This is a genomic window from Nocardia africana NBRC 100379, assembly GCF_001612635.1.
Lineage (GTDB): Bacteria > Actinomycetota > Actinomycetes > Mycobacteriales > Mycobacteriaceae > Nocardia > Nocardia africana.
This window is the reverse complement of sequence record NZ_BDAV01000005.1, coordinates 450,445-467,088: the sequence shown is the minus strand read 5'-3', so window position 1 is coordinate 467,088 and position 16,644 is coordinate 450,445. Positions and strand designations below refer to the sequence as shown.

13 protein-coding genes are annotated in these 16,644 nt (G+C 69.7%); 10 read left to right on the top strand and 3 right to left on the bottom strand.

The features are described from left to right. The first annotated feature begins 47 nt into the window (after positions 1 to 47). The 3 genes from rpmA (at position 48) to proB (ending at position 3,126) form a co-directional block, all read left to right on the top strand. Positions 48 to 314, top strand: coding sequence for a 50S ribosomal protein L27 (gene rpmA, locus NA3_RS07380; RefSeq protein WP_030512747.1), 267 nt, complete (start codon positions 48 to 50; stop codon positions 312 to 314). 126 nt (positions 315 to 440) lie between these two features. Next, positions 441 to 1,901, top strand: coding sequence for a GTPase ObgE (obgE, locus tag NA3_RS07375; RefSeq protein ID WP_062962753.1), 1,461 nt, complete (start codon positions 441 to 443; stop codon positions 1,899 to 1,901). A gap of 106 nt (positions 1,902 to 2,007) precedes the next feature. Further along, complete coding sequence (gene proB, locus NA3_RS07370) at positions 2,008 to 3,126, top strand: glutamate 5-kinase (protein WP_062962953.1); 1,119 nt, start codon at positions 2,008 to 2,010, stop codon at positions 3,124 to 3,126. A 151-nt stretch (positions 3,127 to 3,277) separates the two neighbouring features. Here the strand turns inward: proB and NA3_RS07365 are convergent, their stop codons facing one another. The 3 genes from NA3_RS07365 to NA3_RS07355 form a co-directional block, all read right to left on the bottom strand. Beyond that, a complete protein-coding gene (locus NA3_RS07365) occupies positions 3,278 to 4,609 on the bottom strand; it encodes a hypothetical protein (RefSeq protein ID WP_062962752.1) in 1,332 nt (443 codons plus the stop codon). Then, on the bottom strand, positions 4,606 to 4,980 hold the full coding sequence (locus tag NA3_RS07360) for a soluble NSF attachment family protein (RefSeq protein ID WP_062962751.1): 375 nt from the start codon (positions 4,978 to 4,980) through the stop codon (positions 4,606 to 4,608). Before NA3_RS07360 ends, NA3_RS07365 begins: the two co-directional genes overlap by 4 nt. Positions 4,981 to 5,195: 215 nt before the next feature. Beyond that, positions 5,196 to 5,900, bottom strand: coding sequence for an ESX secretion-associated protein EspG (locus NA3_RS07355; protein ID WP_062962750.1), 705 nt, complete (start codon positions 5,898 to 5,900; stop codon positions 5,196 to 5,198). A 269-nt stretch (positions 5,901 to 6,169) separates the two neighbouring features. Between NA3_RS07355 and NA3_RS07350 the strand changes: the two genes are divergently transcribed. The 7 genes from NA3_RS07350 to NA3_RS07320 are packed head-to-tail and all read left to right on the top strand — an operon-like array spanning position 6,170 to position 16,449. After that, positions 6,170 to 8,851, top strand: coding sequence for a phosphoenolpyruvate synthase (locus NA3_RS07350; protein WP_233427278.1), 2,682 nt, complete (start codon positions 6,170 to 6,172; stop codon positions 8,849 to 8,851). After that, the gene (locus tag NA3_RS07345) at positions 8,841 to 12,203 is read left to right on the top strand and encodes an AMP-binding protein (RefSeq protein WP_062962748.1); all 3,363 of its coding nucleotides are present in this window, start codon (positions 8,841 to 8,843) and stop codon (positions 12,201 to 12,203) included. Before NA3_RS07350 ends, NA3_RS07345 begins: the two co-directional genes overlap by 11 nt. After that, entirely contained in the window at positions 12,203 to 12,454 is a 252-nt protein-coding gene (locus NA3_RS07340) for an acyl carrier protein (RefSeq protein WP_062962747.1), read from the top strand. The genes NA3_RS07345 and NA3_RS07340 overlap by 1 nt, the downstream gene beginning before the upstream one ends. After that, positions 12,451 to 13,545, top strand: coding sequence for an SDR family oxidoreductase (locus tag NA3_RS07335; RefSeq protein ID WP_062962746.1), 1,095 nt, complete (start codon positions 12,451 to 12,453; stop codon positions 13,543 to 13,545). Before NA3_RS07340 ends, NA3_RS07335 begins: the two co-directional genes overlap by 4 nt. Continuing rightward, complete coding sequence (locus NA3_RS07330) at positions 13,542 to 14,444, top strand: nucleoside-diphosphate kinase (protein ID WP_062962745.1); 903 nt, start codon at positions 13,542 to 13,544, stop codon at positions 14,442 to 14,444. Before NA3_RS07335 ends, NA3_RS07330 begins: the two co-directional genes overlap by 4 nt. Next, a complete protein-coding gene (locus NA3_RS07325; RefSeq protein ID WP_062962744.1) occupies positions 14,441 to 15,400 on the top strand; it encodes a ScbA/BarX family gamma-butyrolactone biosynthesis protein in 960 nt (319 codons plus the stop codon). The genes NA3_RS07330 and NA3_RS07325 overlap by 4 nt, the downstream gene beginning before the upstream one ends. After that, a complete protein-coding gene (locus NA3_RS07320; protein ID WP_128145396.1) occupies positions 15,394 to 16,449 on the top strand; it encodes a UbiA prenyltransferase family protein in 1,056 nt (351 codons plus the stop codon). Before NA3_RS07325 ends, NA3_RS07320 begins: the two co-directional genes overlap by 7 nt. Positions 16,450 to 16,644 lie beyond the last annotated feature (195 nt).

Below are 16,644 nucleotides of genomic sequence, written 5' to 3'. Positions count from 1 at the left end.
TTCGACCTAGCGGAACCACCCGGTTTCGAATCGAGGAGTTTTCAGCCATGGCACATAAGAAGGGTGCGTCCAGCTCTCGCAACGGTCGCGATTCCAATTCCAAGCGACTCGGTGTGAAGCGCTTCGGCGGCCAGGCCGTCAAGGCCGGCGAGATCCTGGTTCGCCAGCGCGGAACCCACTTCCACCCCGGCGTGAACGTCGGCCGCGGCGGCGACGACACGCTGTTCGCCCTCGAGGCGGGCGCGGTCCAGTTCGGCACCAAGCGGGGCCGCAAGACCGTCAACATCGTGGTACCGGAGCCGGTGCAGGCCTGAGCCGCGCCGGAGCCTTCTCCACACACTCTTCGAAGCGGGCCAGGGTTTAGCAGATAAACCCTGGCCCGTTCGCCGTTCCGGGAGGCTCACCACCACCGTCCACCGAAATACAGAGGTCCAGCTGGCATGTCCAAATTCATCGATCGTGTGGTACTGCACGTCCGCGCCGGTAAGGGCGGTCACGGCTGTGCCTCGGTGCATCGGGAGAAGTACAAGCCGCTCGGCGGACCCGACGGTGGCAACGGTGGCAACGGCGGGGATGTGATCCTCGAAGTCGACCCGAACGTGCACACGCTGCTCGACTTCCACTTCCACCCGCACGCCAAGGCCGGTAACGGCAAGCCGGGCGAGGGCGGCAACCGCGACGGCAAACAGGGCGGGGAGTTGCTGCTGAAGGTCCCCGACGGCACGGTCGTCATCGACGACGACGGTGAGGTTGTGGCCGATCTGGTCGGCGCGGGCACCCGATTCGTGGCGGCGCGCGGTGGCCGCGGCGGGCTCGGCAACGCGGCGCTGGTGTCGCGCGCCCGCAAGGCGCCCGGCTTCGCCCTGCTGGGCGAGGAGGGCGAGGAGCGCGATCTCGTTCTCGAGCTGAAGTCGGTGGCCGATGTCGGCCTCGTCGGCTTCCCCTCGGCCGGAAAATCCTCACTCGTCTCGGTGCTCTCCGCGGCCAAGCCCAAGATCGCCGATTACCCGTTCACCACGCTGGTGCCGAATCTCGGCGTCGTGTCCAGTGGTGACACCACCTTCACCGTCGCCGATGTGCCGGGCCTGATCCCCGGTGCCAGCGACGGACGCGGCCTCGGGCTGGACTTCCTGCGGCATCTCGAGCGGTGCGCGGTGCTGGCCCACGTAGTCGATTGCGCCACACTGGAACCCGGCCGCGACCCGATCTCCGATGTCGACGCGCTCGAGGCCGAACTGGCCGCCTACCGGCCCGCCCTGCAGGCCGATGCCGGTCTGGGCGATCTGGCCGACCGGCCGCGCGTGGTCATCCTCAACAAGGCCGATATCCCCGACGCCGCCGAATTGGCGGAGATGGTGACGCCGGAGTTCACCGAGCGTGGCTGGCCGGTGTTCACGATTTCCGCGGTGAGCCGGGAAGGACTGCGGCCGTTGACCTTCGCGCTGGCCGATATGGTCCGCGAGTATCGTGAGGCGCATCCGAAGGCCGCGCCGAAGCGCCCGGTGATCCGGCCCGTGGTGGCCGGCGAGACCGGCTTCACGGTCGAACCCGATCCGGAGGTCGAGGGCGGATTCATCGTCCGCGGTGAGCGCCCCGAAAGATGGGTGCGCCAAACGCAATTCGACAACGACGAAGCCGTCGGCTACCTGGCCGACCGGCTCGCGCGTCTCGGCGTCGAGGACGAACTGGTCCGCCAGGGCGCCGTGCCGGGCGCCGAGGTCACCATCGGCGATGTGAGCTTCGAATGGGAGCCGCAGATCTCGGCCGGTGTCGATATGGTGATGACCGGGCGCGGGACCGACCCCCGCCTGGACCAGACCGACCGCATCTCCGCCGCCGAGCGCAAGCATGCCTCCCGGGTGCGCCGCGGCCTGGTCTCGGAGGACGAGGACCAACCGTGATCGCCCGCCGCACCGGTTTCGCCGGTGTGCGCGGGCGTGCCGGTCCGGTAGTCGTCGTGCGTCACGGTGGTGGCGCGTCAAGTGAGTGAGTGTTGTTGTGACACAGGTGGATTCCGACAAGGGAGCGGTAACTACTCGGCAGTCGATCCGGACCGCGCGCAGCGTGGTCGTCAAGATCGGCTCCTCGGCGCTGACCAGCCTGGAGGGCGGACTCGACACCGCGCGCCTGGACAAGCTCGCCGAGGCCATCGAGGCGCGGATGCGCGCGGGCTCGGATGTGGTGGTGGTGTCGTCCGGTGCGATCGGCGCCGGCATCGCCCCGCTCGGATTGGCCGCCCGCCCAAGGGATCTCGCGACGAAGCAGGCCGCGGCGAGTGTCGGGCAATTGGCGTTGGCCCACGCCTGGGGCACCTCGTTCGCCCGATTCGACCGGGTTGTGGGGCAGGTGCTGCTGACCGCGGGTGACTTCGCCCGGCGCGAACACCACCGCAACGCGCAACGCACCCTCGACCGTTTGCGCGCGCTGCACGCGGTCGCGGTGGTCAACGAGAACGACACCATCGCCACCGAGGAGATTCGCTTCGGAGACAACGACCGGCTGGCCGCGCTGGTGGCGCATCTCGTCGGCGCGGACGCGCTCGTTCTGCTCTCGGATGTGGACGGACTCTACGACGGTGACCCCCGCAAGGGTGCCGCCACATTCATTCCCGAGGTGCGCAGCAGTGCCGACCTCGACGGTGTGATCGCCGGTAGCGGCGGAGCTCTCGGCACCGGCGGCATGGCGTCGAAGCTCTCGGCCGCCCGCCTCGCCGCCGACGCCGGCGTGCCCGTCCTGTTGGCCGCTGCCTCCGATGCGGCGCCGGCACTGCGCGATGCCTCGGTCGGCACGGCGTTCGCCGCCCGCCCGGTCCGGCTCTCGGCCCGCAAATTCTGGGTCCGCCACGCCGCCGACAGCCGCGGCGCCATCCACCTCGACGCCGGCGCCGTCAGAGCCGTCGCGCACTCCCGCCGGTCACTGCTGGCCGCCGGTATCACCGGCGTCAGGGGCCGCTTCTACGGCGGCGATGTGGTCGACCTGCTCGCCCCCGACGGTCGCACCGTGGCGCGGGGCGTCGTCGAATACGACAGCACCGAACTGCAGGCCATGGCCGGCCACTCCACCTCCGAACTCCCGGAAGGTATGCAACGCCCCGTCATTCACGCCGACGACCTGGTGAAGGTGTAGGGAACTCGGCACCACCCGGGCGCATACCTGTCGCGAGCGGGTCCGCATCGCGGCCGGGGCGATGGCGATCGTGCCGACGTCGGGCCCCGCACGGCTGCAGTCACGGGAGTCGATTGCGCCTGCCGAAATCTCTCGCGCTTCCGACTTCCGCTCAGCCCGGCGGAGATACCCCGGGTTGATCGGGAGTCGTCGGCGCATCCGTGTTCGGGATCGGACCGGTGATACCCGGCTGACCTTCCTGGTCGGTGAGCGGAGGCGCCGACGGGCCGGGAGGCCCGGGGGCGGGAGGCGGTGTGGGCGTGGGGGATTGGTGCGGTGGGGCGGATGCCGACGGGTCGGGCGACTGTGGTGCGGGAGGTGGTGTGGGCGTGGGGGTGTCGGATGGCGCCGGGGCCGGTGCGGCGGGGGCGGGGGTGACGGGCGGCGTGGCCTGCGGATCGGACGTCGGTGGAACCGGCGGGGGCACTGAACTTCCCGGTGCGGACGGTGTGGGTGCCTGGCTCGGGTCCGGCGCGGTGGGCGCGGAAGAGGTCGGCGGCGCCGGGGTCGGCGCTGGGCCTGGATCGTGCGTCGGCGCGGCGGGTGCCGGTGCCGACGAACTCGGGGCCGGGTCGCCGGGCGGGGGTGCGGGTTGCGTGTGCGGAGGCGCGGGTGCCTGGCTCTCCGGTGCAGGTGCAGGTGCAGGTGCAGGTGCAGGTGCAGGTGCAGGTGCAGGTGCAGGTGCAGGTGCCGGTGCAGGTGCGGGCGGCGACTGCGGCGAACCTGGGGTGCCGGGCGCGGGTGCCGAATTCGGAGCCTGCTCCGGCGTCGCGGACTCCGGCTCCGAAGACGGTGGGGCCGTGGGGCTTTGGTGTGATTGCGGCCGGTCGCCGTTCGGGCGCGCGGGCGCGCTCGGGCGCGGTCCGGCGGGGTCGGATTGTGCCGGGGGTTCGGGCAGGGCCGGGACCGCGGTGCCCGCGGCGGAGTAGGCCGGCTTGTAGATCATGTTCATCGTCAGGATCGCCTCCTGACGCAGGACCTCCTCGGCGATGCGCGCATCGATCACGTGCGCGGCCTCCAGCACTCGGGCGATGGCGCCCACCGGCCCGGAATCGCCCGGCGGGGGTACCGCCATCTTGACCGCTTCGGCCGCTCCGGCGACGGCCCCGAGCCGCGCACCGACCTCCCCGAAGACGGCGGCCAATTCGTCGACGGAGGCGGCGAAGCTGTGTGCGCTCGCGGCGGCGGCCTCGGCGGCCGGGCCCTGCCAGCCGGCCTGATCCATGATCCGTTCGGCCTGCGAGCGGGTGGCCGGCATGGACCCGGTCAGTGTGGCGGCCGCCTCCAGCCAGATCAGCGAGGCTTGCAGAATCTCACCGGCCTCGATCTTCTCGGTTCCGGCGTAGATCTGTTCGTGCGTCATCGACTCGAAATGTTCCATGGCGCTGACGTAGTGCGGGTCGGTCTGCGATGCGGCCGGCCCGTAACGGAATTCGGCGCTCATCGCGACAGTCCGGACGAGATCGCTCGCAGCGCGGCCGCATGTGCGGAATCGGCCTCCTCGTAGAGCCCGGCGCTGGTCAGGAAGGCCTCTTTCATGCGGTAGGCGGCGGCGATGTAGTGGTCGAGCAGTTCGGCCGCATCGCGCGCCTTGCGGCCGAAACCGGCCTGCAGCTGCTGCGCGGAGAAGAAGCCCCCGAATCCGCTGAGCTGCGCCACCGAATCGAGGCGCTGCTGTAGTTCCCGCAGCCGGTCGGCCTGCTGCTGATAGATCTCCGCGCACCCACGCGCGGCCGCCGGATCGAAGGTGACGGTTCCCCCGCGCGCGGCCTGCAGGAAACGGGTGATATCGGCCTGGCTGGTCTCGATCGTCATGCGCACCCCTGAGATCGGTCGGTCCGATCAGCCTAATGGGGAGGCCCGGAGGCGGCAGCGGAGCGCTACCGCGTACGGCCCCCATCGGCTGTCATCGCACAGCCTGATGGGAAGGGCCCGAAGGCGGCTTCCTTTCGCGGCTGCAGGTCGACCCAGCTTACTGGTTCCGCCGATGTCCGGTCAGCCCGAGTTGCCCTGTTCCGTGTACTCCACAGTCAGTGCGGGATGCGTTTCTGCAGATGAGTGCCGATCTGCTGGCGGCTCGCGGGCACGATGTGGACCTCGTCGCCCGCCTTGATGAGATAGCGCCCGTCGTCGGCGACGTCGATCCAGGTGTAGTACAGCGGTGCGGGCGGTGTCGCGCGGTCCAATCCGGCCTCGATGCGGATATGCCCTTCGGCCGTATGCGGTTTCAGCAGCAGGCGGCGGATGCGCGGCGCCGGCGGTGAGGTCGGCCGCGGGCAGTCGTCGTCGCGCACCGCTTCGCTCGGCGCCGAACGTGCGGGTTCGCCTCCGGGCGGGCAGTCGGGCAGCAGAGCGGCGATGCGAGCGCCGAGTTTGGCGGTGTGCCCGATCGACAATCGGATGGACCCGCCGAATCCCGGTGTGCGTCCCGGTTCCTGGATCGCGAGGACGGCGTGGTCGTAGATCGCCGCCGCCACCGCCCGGATTTCGGTTCCCGGACCGTGTTCGCCCCCGATCGCGACCACGCGGGTGTGCGGCGCGGCCAGGATGCGCAGACATGCGGACAGGTCGGGGTCCGCGCCGAGCGGCAGCCGTGCCTCGAGGGTCTTGCGCAGGGTGGCCGCCTCGTCCTCCGTACGGGGTGATTCGAGGATGCGAAGCGGGAAGGGATGGCGATCGAGGTCGGTCTCGCGCCAGATGTGCGCGAACTCGTCCGGTGTGAATGACCAACTCACGCCGAATTACACCCTCCACCGATCGTCACGAGCCTCAACGTAGCGTAGCCGCGCTCCCGGCGAGCGGCCAGCCGATCTTGTTCGGAATTCGGTTAACACCGGCGGGCGTGGCCGGTATATCGAGACGACGCCGCGGTGATCGCCTGTGCATCGCGGCATGTCGGATGCCTGATCACCGACATTTCGAAACATCCACTTTTCGGTTATACCGTTACGAACTCTGTGAGCGACCCTGGGCAGGCGCACGGTCCGCGATGACAGGAGACCTGGTGCACGAATCCGAAGCGGGCTCGGCCGAAGCCGCGGATGCCGGCGGGAAGGCGGCCGGGCTGCGTCGGTTGCGCGATGCGTCGTTGCCGGTGCCGGATTGGCTGGTCGTCGAGCCGGCGTTGTTCGAGCACATGCCTGCCGAGATCGTCGCGGCGGCAGCGGATTTCGTGTCCGCGACCGACCTCGACGAGGCGCTGGCGCGGGGCGCCCGGCTGCGCGCGAGCATCATGACCGCCACACCCCCGGATGCTCTGGTCGAGGCGATGGACGAGGTGTGGCGGCGTCTGGGCCGTGGCCCTGTGGCGGTCCGGTCGTCGGCCGCGGTGGAGGACGGAACCGCGTATTCGTTTGCCGGCCAGTTCGATTCGTTTCTGAACGTATCCGGCGCCGAGGCGATCGCCTCGGTGGTGACGGCATGCTGGGCCTCGGCGTTGTCACCGCGAGTGATCACCTACTGTTTCGCGCACGGACTGGCGCTTCCGGAGATGCCGGCTGTGATCGTGCAACGCCTGATCGCGGCGGCGACCAGCGGTGTGCTGTTCACCTGCGACCCGAGCACCGGCGCCACGGACCGGATGCTGATCAGCGCGGTCTACGGACTGGGTGAAGGTCTGGTCTCCGGCGCCGTGGACGCCGATACGTATGTCGCGGACAAGTTTTCGGGCGAGTTGATAGATGCGACCCTGGGAGAGAAGGCGACTCGTTATCGTCCCGACGGTGATCAGGGCTGCATCGCGGTGGACGTCGATCCCGCGCTGCGTTCGAGCCCGGCGCTTACCCCGGATCAGGTGACCCGGCTGATCGAGGCGGGCCGCCGGATCGAGAGCGTGGCCGGCGCCCCGCAGGACGTCGAATGGGCCTTCGACGCAGACGGCCGGCTCTGGGTGCTGCAGGCGCGCCCGGTGACCACCGCGGTCGGAGAGTCGTTGCGCGGAGCCGGGGAAGAGGTGCCGGACGGAGAGCTGCGAATCTGGGACAACTCCAACATCATCGAGAGTTTCAGCGGCATCACCTCACCGCTCACCTTCACCACCGCGGCCGATATCTACGGCCGGGTGTATCGCGGATACGCCGAATCCCTGGGTGTGCCGCGGGCGCAGGTAGCGCAGACCGACAGCTGGACTCCCGTGCTACTCGGCTACTTCCACGGCCGCGTCTACTACAACCTGCTGCACTGGTACCGGATGGTCGGCATCGCGCCCGGCTATCCGCTCAACCGCCGTGTCCTCGAGGCCGCGCTCGGCGTGGCCGAACCACTACCCGACGAGATCGCGAAGACGCTGCGCCCGTTCACTTTCGGCAATCCGCTGCGGCGAATGCTGTCCCGGGGCCGCACCACCGCGATCTATCTGCGTCGCATCGCCGGGATCGACGCGATGATGCGGCGGTTCCTCGACGAGTTCTACCGCGTCTACGACGATTTCGAATCCCACGACGACAGCGCCGACACCGGTGCCGAGGCCTACGCCCGCTATCGCGAACTCGATCGGGAGCTGGTGCACCGCTGGGGGCCGATGATGGTTCTGGACGCGATGTTGCTGACCCTCACCGGCCTGCTGTACGTGCTCACCAGGCTGTTTCTGCCGAAGGCGCCGGAGTGGTTCCTCTACGCCGTCGCCGGGCCCGGAGCCGATGTCGAATCCGCCGAGCCGGCCCGCGCGATGTCCGCGCTCGCCGCCACCGTCCGGGAGAACCCCGAACTGCGCAAACTGCTGGAAAGCACTGCGCCGGAGGGTGTTTACGACGCGCTGGTAGCGGCGGGCCACGACGACTTCCGGGCGCGCGTCGACGAGTACATCGACCGCTACGGCTATCGCAGCCTCGACGAACTCAAGCTCGAGACGCCGGATCTGCGCGAGGATCCGTCGGGCCTGTTCGTCATGGTGCTGGCCGCACTACCGGAACGGCAGGACCGGGCCGCCGACGATGCGCAACGATATCTCGATGCGCACCTGCGCGGTTGGCGGCGTGCGATCTACGAACGCCTGCGGCGCAAGGTGGCTCGATGTGCCGGGCATCGGGAGAGTCTGCGTTTCTGCCGGACCCGCGCCTTCGGCATGGTCAAGCGAACACTCCGAATCATGGGACGAGACCTGGTGCGGCGCAATATCATCGACGAATTCTCCGATGTGTTCTACCTGACGCTGCCGCAACTGCGGGGCTGCTACGAGGGCGGCGAGACGGCCGGTCTGCGGGCGGTGGTCGCCGCCCGCAAACAGCAGCGCGCCGCCGACGCGCGCCTGGTCGCGCCGGCCCGCTTCGTCACCCGCGGTGGTGGTTTCGGTCCGGCCGAGCTCGCGGCGTCCGGCTGGGTGCCGATCACCGACACTCCGGCGGCGTCGGCGGGTGCGGTCTTCACCGGGACGCCGTCGGGCGGTGGTGTGGGCACGGGACCGGCGGTGGTGGTCGACGAACCGCGCGATGTGGCGGGCGGCGTGCTCGTCACCTATCGCACGGATCCGGGCTGGGTGGCGGTGTTGCCGTCGGCGACGGCGCTGGTCGTCGAGCGCGGCAGCCCGCTCACCCACGTCGCCATCGTCGCGCGCGAACTCGGCGTGCCGACGGTGGTGCAGATTCCGGGTGTCACCAGATCCGTGCGCACCGGCATGCCGTTGCGAGTCGACGGCAGCGGCGGAACCGTCACCGTGCTCGAAGAAGGGGAGGCATTCGATGCCCACTGAACTGCAGAACATCAGCGACGACCAGGCATTGGTGCGCGGCTGGCTGGTCGATCCCGCCACCGCCACCGGCATCCATCTCGCCGACGAAGAGGACGGCTGGCAGTTCCGCAGCTACGCGGAGCTCGCGGAGCTGACCTGGTCGGTTGCCGGCCGACTGCGCGAACGGGGCCTCGGGGGCGGTGACGAGGCGGGCGTCTGCGTCGTCATGCCGACCGGATTTCCCTGTGTCGCAGCCTTTTACGCGGTGTGGGCGTGCGGTGGGGTCTTCACGCCGATCGCGCCGCCCATGTTCGCCGATATGGCGCAGTACATCTCGCACGTCGCGGCGATCCTCGAGCAGGCCGTGCCGCGGGTGGTGGTCACCTCGGTGGAGCTGGAAACACTGGTCCGCCAGGCGATGACAGCGGCCGGCCGCGCCGACGAGCCGGTCGTCGTGGGCGACACCGCGACGCCCGCCGAGCGGACCCTCGCACCCGCGGCCGAGACGGCACTGCTGCAATTCACCTCCGGGTCCACGGGAACTCCGCGCGGCGTGCGGGTGTCGTGGCACAACCTGGCCACCAACATCCGGATGATCAGCCGGCTGATCGACTGGCGGCCCGGCGAGGCGATGGTCTCATGGCTGCCGCTCTACCACGATATGGGCCTCGTCGGCGCATTCCTCACCACGGTCGCCAATCAGGGGGACCTGTATCTGATGCGGCCCGATCAGTTCGTCCGCGACCCCGCGCGCTGGCTGCGGGCGATGACGCACGCCCAGCATTCGCCGTCGCCGTCGTTCGCCCTCGGCTATGTCGCACATCGCGTGTCGCCGGACGACATCGCGGAGTTGGACCTGTCCGGATGGCGGACCCTGGCGGTCGGCTCCGAACCGGTCGAAGTCGAAGATCTGCGTTCGTTCGCCGAACTCACCGGCGCGCGGGGCTTTTCGGCTCGGGCCTACACCCTCGCCTACGGTCTGGCCGAGGCCACGCTGATGGTCACCTCCTCGGCGCGCGATCGTCCGCTCACGGCTCTGCGGGTCGACACCGCGACCCTGCGGCACGGTGCGCCGGTGCGAGTCGTCGCGGAGGTGGCACTCGCCGACGATCGGTGGGTGAGCGGCCCGGGCTGGATCACCGGACTCGGCTTCTCCACCCCCGAATCCACCGTCGTGGTGGTGGACGAGGACGGTCGCGAACTGCCCGACGGGGTGCTCGGGGAGATGGCGGTGATCGGCGATTCGGTCGCGCTCGGCTATACCGACGGCGCCGGTGGCGCGACCCGGATCACCGACGGCCGGCTCTACACCGGCGACGCCGGATTCCGTTACCACGACGAGGTTTTCGTGCTGGGACGGATGGGCACGAGCCTGAAGGTACGGGGCCGTTCGGTGTTCATGGAGGACATCGAATCGCGGGTGGCCCGCGAAACCGGTATCACCAAGGGCAAACTCGCGGCGGTCTCGCTGTCCGGCGGCGCCGCGCCCGGCATCGTGCTCTTCGCCGAGACCGCGCCGGGCGAGTGGATCGCCCGAGCCCGGACCGTGGTGCGCGGCGAACTGGGTCCCGCGGGCACCGTGGGCGTCGTCACCGGACCGCGCGGCTTCATCCGTCGCACCTCGAGCGGCAAACCGCGCCGCCGCCACATGTGGCAGCTGTATACCGAGGGCCGTTTGGCGGGCGCCACCGAACATCCCGCCGCCGACACGGCGGCGACGAGTCCGTCCACCGAGCCGGCGCTGCCGCTCGATCGTGCCGAGCGGTTGCTGGCCGCCGCGCTGGAGACGGTCTCGATCCCGCCGAATTCCGCCGCCCTGTTCGAGGGGTCGCTGGCGGAGGGATTCGGTAACGAGGGGTCCGATATCGACTTCCTCATCGTGGCGCCCGGCGCCGAGGAGATGCCCACGCTACCGACCGTGGTGTTCGCCGACGGCCGCCGCATCGAGATCCGCACCCGGTCCGAGGCGCAACTGCGGGCACAGCTCGAGCGGGTGACCGGTGCGGACGGCGCCGGCGACCTCGACGAGGACGTGCTGAACCGTTGTCAGCGTTTCCGGAACGCGACGGTGCTGCGATCGAGCGCGGCGGTGGATCTGGACGGACTGTCGGCGCTGCTGCCCGCCGGCACCTTCGCGGCGACCGTGTCCGACTGGTGGGCGCAGCGCGGCCGCCACGCGCTGTGGTTCGCGGTCGCGCTGCAGGCACTGGGCGCCGACGCGGAAGCCGACGGGTGGGCTCGCGACGGCCTGCTCCAGGCGGTCAAGTCGTGGGCCGCGACGCGCGGGGAGACCTACATCGAGACGAAATGGCTTCCGCGACAACTTGTTCGGATCGCGGCGGCCGATCCGGGCGCCACCGAGCTGATCGACGCCTACCGTGGTCTTGCGGCCACCGCGACGCTCGACGAGGTGCTCGCACTGGCTCGCCGATTCGGCATCGCGGATGTCGCCGATGATCCCGACCGGATTCTGCTGGCCCGGATCGACGGCGTGACCACCTGGCCCATCGGGGACCGGATCCATGTCCTGCGCGACGACACGGATGTCTTCGCACTCTCCGAGCGCGGTGCCGCGGCCTGGCGTGCCGTCGTCGCCCGCAAGTCGGTCGCCGACATCCTGCGCCGGTCGCCGATCGGCACCGAGCTCGCCGAATTCGTCCGCCTGGGCTTCATCGGACTGTCGCTGCGCGGCGGCGAGACCCTGCGTCCCGCGCTCGCCATGTGCAAGCCGCTACGCCCCGTCACGCCGATTCCGTCGACGAGGATGCCCGCACTCGGTCTCGCCGGTGGTGGCGCGGACCGCGATATCGCGACGCTGTCACCGCTGCCGGCCCAGCGCTTCGTCGCCTGTGCGATGGAAGTCGTCTGGTCGAACGTGGTGCTGGAGAACGCTCGCGAGGATCTGATGGGGGCGGTGAAAGCGGGCCAGGGTGCGGTGGCCGATATCGCGGCGCGTCGGGTGATCGCGATGTGTGTGCGAATGGTGCTGTCCACCTACGGTATTCACCCGCTGCCCGCCGACGTCGCGCCCGGACCGACGCTCACCGCGCTGGTGCCGGACGTGGGAGCGCTGCGTGAGCTGGTCGACCGCGCGGCGGCGCTGCGCTTCGGCGCGGTCCTCGGATCGGGTGCGAGCGGCCTGGACGAGCTGGCCGTGCTGGACGAACTCGCCGCGGCCGTGCGCGAGATCGCCGGCGGCACGCAGTTCCCGGCTTCGTTCGATTCGCGGGAGCAATGGCGGCGCACCCTCGACATCAGCTACGACTGGCTGCGCCCGGCCGCCTATCTCGACACCGAACTGCCCCTCGACGAAGCCCGCGACCTGCTCGGCTCGGGCGGGCGGCAACCCCATCAGCACGACGGAGGACAGTGATGACGAATGTGGACAGCCCCGTGGCGGAACGGGTTCGCCGGCTCGTCGTCGCGATGGCGCCCGCCCCGCCCGCCGAACCGGATGACCGGTTGCGGCTGATCGAGGATCTCGGCTTCGACTCGCTGCGCTTGATGGAGCTGACCCTGGTCCTCGAACAGGCCTTCGGTCTACCGCGCTACCGCCCCGAACAGCTGGCCGGCGTGCGCCGCATCGGAGACGTCGTGACCCTGATCGAAGGGGCGGGACTGTGACCGGGCACGACGCCGTCCTGGTGACCGGCGCGGGCGGACTGGTCGGCGCCGAGGTGGTGGGCCGCCTCGGCGCGGCGGGCCGGCCCGTTGTCGGTGTGCTGCACAGCAACTCGCGGATCGTCCGCAACGACGGTTCCGGGCTGGACGGCATCGAGACGGTGCGCGGCGATATCCGGCGGCTGGGTTTCGGCCTCTCCCCGCACGCCGCCGCCGAACTCGGTTCCCGCGTCGGCATGATCGTGCACGCCGCCGCGACCACCGCCTTCGATGCCACCGCCGGCGACTACGAGGAACTGAACGTGCGCGGCACCGCGCACGCGATCGAGCTGGCGCTGCGCTGGGACGTGCCGCTGGTGTATGTGAGCACCGCCTACGTCTGCGGGATGCGGACCGGCGTCGTCGCCGAGGCGGAACTCGACGTCGGGCAAGCCTTCGGAAACGGCTACGAGGACAGTAAGTTCCGGGCCGAACGCCAGGTGCGCACCACACCGGGACTGCGCTGGGCGGTCGTGCGCCCCGGCGTCGTCACCGGCGCCGCCGGCACCGGCGTGATCCGTGACTACAAGAACCTCTACACCGTGGTGAAGTTGATCGTCGAGGGCAAACTGCGCTCGCTGCCCGGCCGCTACGACGCCACGATCGCCCCCGCGCCGGTCGACTTCGTCGCCGATGTGATCACCGCCGCCGCCACCGACTTCGACTCCGCTGTGGGACAGACCTTCCACGCCGTGGGCGCCGATGCGCTGTCGCTGCGCGACATTTCGGACGTCCTCGCCGAATATCCGTCCTTCCACGTCGCGACCTTCGTTCCCGAAGCCTCGTTCGCGGTGGACGACCTGGAACCGCTGGAACGCGAATACTTCCAGCGCATCGGCGCGCTCTATACCAGTTACTTCGCCCGCCGCCCGCTGTTCGACACCACCGCGACCCACGCCCTGCTCGGAAGGGATTGCCCCGCGACCGGCAAGCCGTATCTGCGACTGCTCCTGGACCACTGCCTGGAGAGCGGCTACCTCGGCGAACCGCTGCCGTCGGTAGCGGAGGTGCTGGCGCGCTTCGCCTCGGACGCGAAGAGGGGAGACAGCCGATGAATCTCGCGCAAGTGCTGGCGGCGTCGACACCGCTGCCGGACAAGGCGGCCACCTATGCCGAGGACACCTACGTCCAGGAGACCGTCGACCAGCTCGGTGCGGCCGGGCTCGACGCGGTCGAATTCTCCCGCCGATATTCACTGCTGCTGCTGAAACCGGATGCGATCGTGGCCCGGGCGGTCGAACCGACGCTGCAGTGGTTGCAGGACAATGATTTCCGTGTGGTGGCCGCCCGGATCTGCGCGGTCGACCGGCATCTGGTGCGCGCGCTGTGGTATTTCGCGTGGAATATCGCCTCGCCGGAGCGGCGGCGGCTGGCCGATCTGCTGACCGAGATCTCCGACGCGCTGGTTCTCGTCGTCGCCGGCGAACCCACGGCGCTGCCGACCTCGGTGCGGCTCACAGCGGCCAAGGGGCCGACCGACCCGGGCAAACGTCAGCCGGGCGAATTACGCTATGTGCTGGGCAGATACAGCTATCTGCTGAATCTGGTGCATTCGCCGGACGATCCGGCCGATGTGCTGCGGGAGTTCGCGATCTACTTCGACACCGACACCCGTGCGCGGGTGCTGCGTGAGATCGGGACCGGTGAGGACCGCGGCGCCGAAGCCGCCGCCTGTGCGGCGACGCTGTACTCCCGCACTCCCGCACGGGTTTTCGCGCGTTCGGCCGCGACCGCGCGTCTGCTCGCCGACCTCGGCGACGTTCCGGCGGACTTCGATCCCGATCGGGACGAGGACTGTGCGCTGCTGTTGCGGCGCGCCTGGGCGACGGGTCGTGCGATCGATCCGTGGTCGGCCATCGTCCTCGGCTCTCAGGTACTTCCCATGCGCAACGGCGGGCGGCGCCAGACGCTGCCCCCGGTATCCGCACACGACTGGTTGGAGGCACGACCATGACGATCGACACCGCGACCATCCCGACCGCGAGCCATGTGCACACCATCTCCCGCCATCTCGCCCACCGCTGCGCGGTCTCGGAGGTCTTCGTCACCTCCCTGCACGCCGCGCGATCCGACGAATTCGTGGTCGGCGCCCAGCTACCCCGCATGCACGCGTTCTACGGCGACCACCTGGCACCGTGGGACGGCACCTACGATCCCCTGCTGGTGATGGAGGCGGCCCGGCAGGCATCGATCGCTCTCACGCACGAATACTTCGGTGTACCACAGGATTTCGGCTTCATCGTGCGCACTTTCAACGGTGCGGTGGCCGAGAGCGACAATTGGGCGATCGGGCCCGCGCCCGCGGATCTGGTGATGTCGGTGCAGATTTCGCGCCGCCATCGGCGCGGTGAGGTCCTGCAGGGGGTGGATATGGTGCTCGACATCGAATGTGGTGGGGTGCCGCTGATGATCGTGGACGGATCCTTCACCTGGGTGTCGCCGTCGCGCTGGGAGGCGCTGCGCGGCGGGTCGCGCACCGGACTGGGGCTGGGCGACATCGGCGCCGCGCTGCCGCCCGGGCGGTCGGCCGCGGCGGTCGACGTGGGCCGGGCCAACGCGCGCAATGTGGTGATCGGCCCGCTGCGGCGAGTGGGCGCGGCCGCGGTCGCCGAGCTGGTGATCGACACCGGGCATCCGATCCTGTTCGACCACCCCGTGGATCACGTGCCCGGCAGCGTGCTGCTGGAGGCGGCACGTCAGACGGTCGCCGCCATGTCGGCGCCGGAGCCGAGCCGGCTGATCGGGGTCTCCAGTTCCTTCGAGCGATTCGTGGAATTGGACCACCGCGCCGAATGTGTGGCGCGCGCCTCGGATTCCGTTCCGGGACAGGTCGATTGCGAAATCCACCAGTGCGGTGCGCTGGCGGCGCGCATCGGCCTGCGCTACGACACCGACGAGGCGGAATGCTGAAAGGTTCCGTCACGTCCGCCGGCGGCTCGGAGCAGGCGGCGTCCGCGCATCGATATCGAGCAGCCGGGGCGGCCGTCGCGCGGATCGCGCGTTTCACCGTCGCGCGATACGACACGCATCATCTGCTCTACGCGGTCATGTTCGTCGCTGCTGTGGAGGGCACGGCGGCGGTGGTGTCACATCCGGACTCGGCATGGCGTCCGGGATGGGCGACGGCGGTGCGGATTCTCGTCGTCGCGGTGCTGCTGCTGTATCTGCGAATGCTGGACGAGATCAAGGATCTCGACTACGACCGGGTGCACAATCCGGATCGGCCGCTGGTCACAGGAACGGTAGGTGTCGGCGAACTGTGGGTCGCGATGGGCGTGATCGCGGTGGCGCTGACCGTTGTGTCGTCGCTGCTGTCGTGGTGGTCCGCGGCCCTTGTCGTCGCCGCGATGGGGTACGGCCTCGCACTGTGGGGGCTGGAGAGCGTGTCGGCGCGGATACGGGGCGATCTGTTGCTGAACCTGGCCGTGACCTATCCGGTGCAGGTGTGGATCATCGCGTACCTCGTCCGTTCGGCGAGCGACACCGGTCAGGTCGAATCCGGTTGGCGGACAGTCTGGGTCGCGCTGATCTTCGCGGGTGCCTTCCTGCATTTCGAATTCGCGCGCAAGACGGTGGCGGATGTGCGGGCGGGGCAGTGGTATTACTCGAACGTGCTGGGAGTGCGGGGGAGCGTCGTCGCGATCGTGGGTTTCGCGGCCCTCGCGGTCGGTGCCGAGGTGGTGCTGAGCCGACCGTGGGAGCATCCGCTGCCGTGGGCGCTGCTGCCGTGGGTACCGGTGGGGCTGTTGATACTTCCGGCCCTGGCGGCAGGCTCGTTCCTCACCCGGACATCGGTCTCGCCGTCGCCGCCCGAGCCCGTCCGAGCCGGTCCGGCGTCGCCCGGTGAATCGGGCGGGGAGCCGGATTCGAGCACCCGCGCGTATCCCGTGGTCCCGGCTGTGGTATTCGTACTGGTGTTGTATCTGATTCTCATCGTCACGGCCGTGACCTGGCGATAGTTCCCATGGCGGGCAGGGGCTCACGGCCCAGGGGCATCGGAAGGCCACTGAAAGGGCAGTGACCGGGCCGCCGCGAGCGCGCACGCTTGGAAGTAGCACCCGGCGCCGCAGGATTGCCCCCTTCGCATCGTGCGGCACACCGGATCCGGCGCGGTTTGCCCTTGCCGCGTCGGGCTCGCGGTCCGGTGTCTCGTT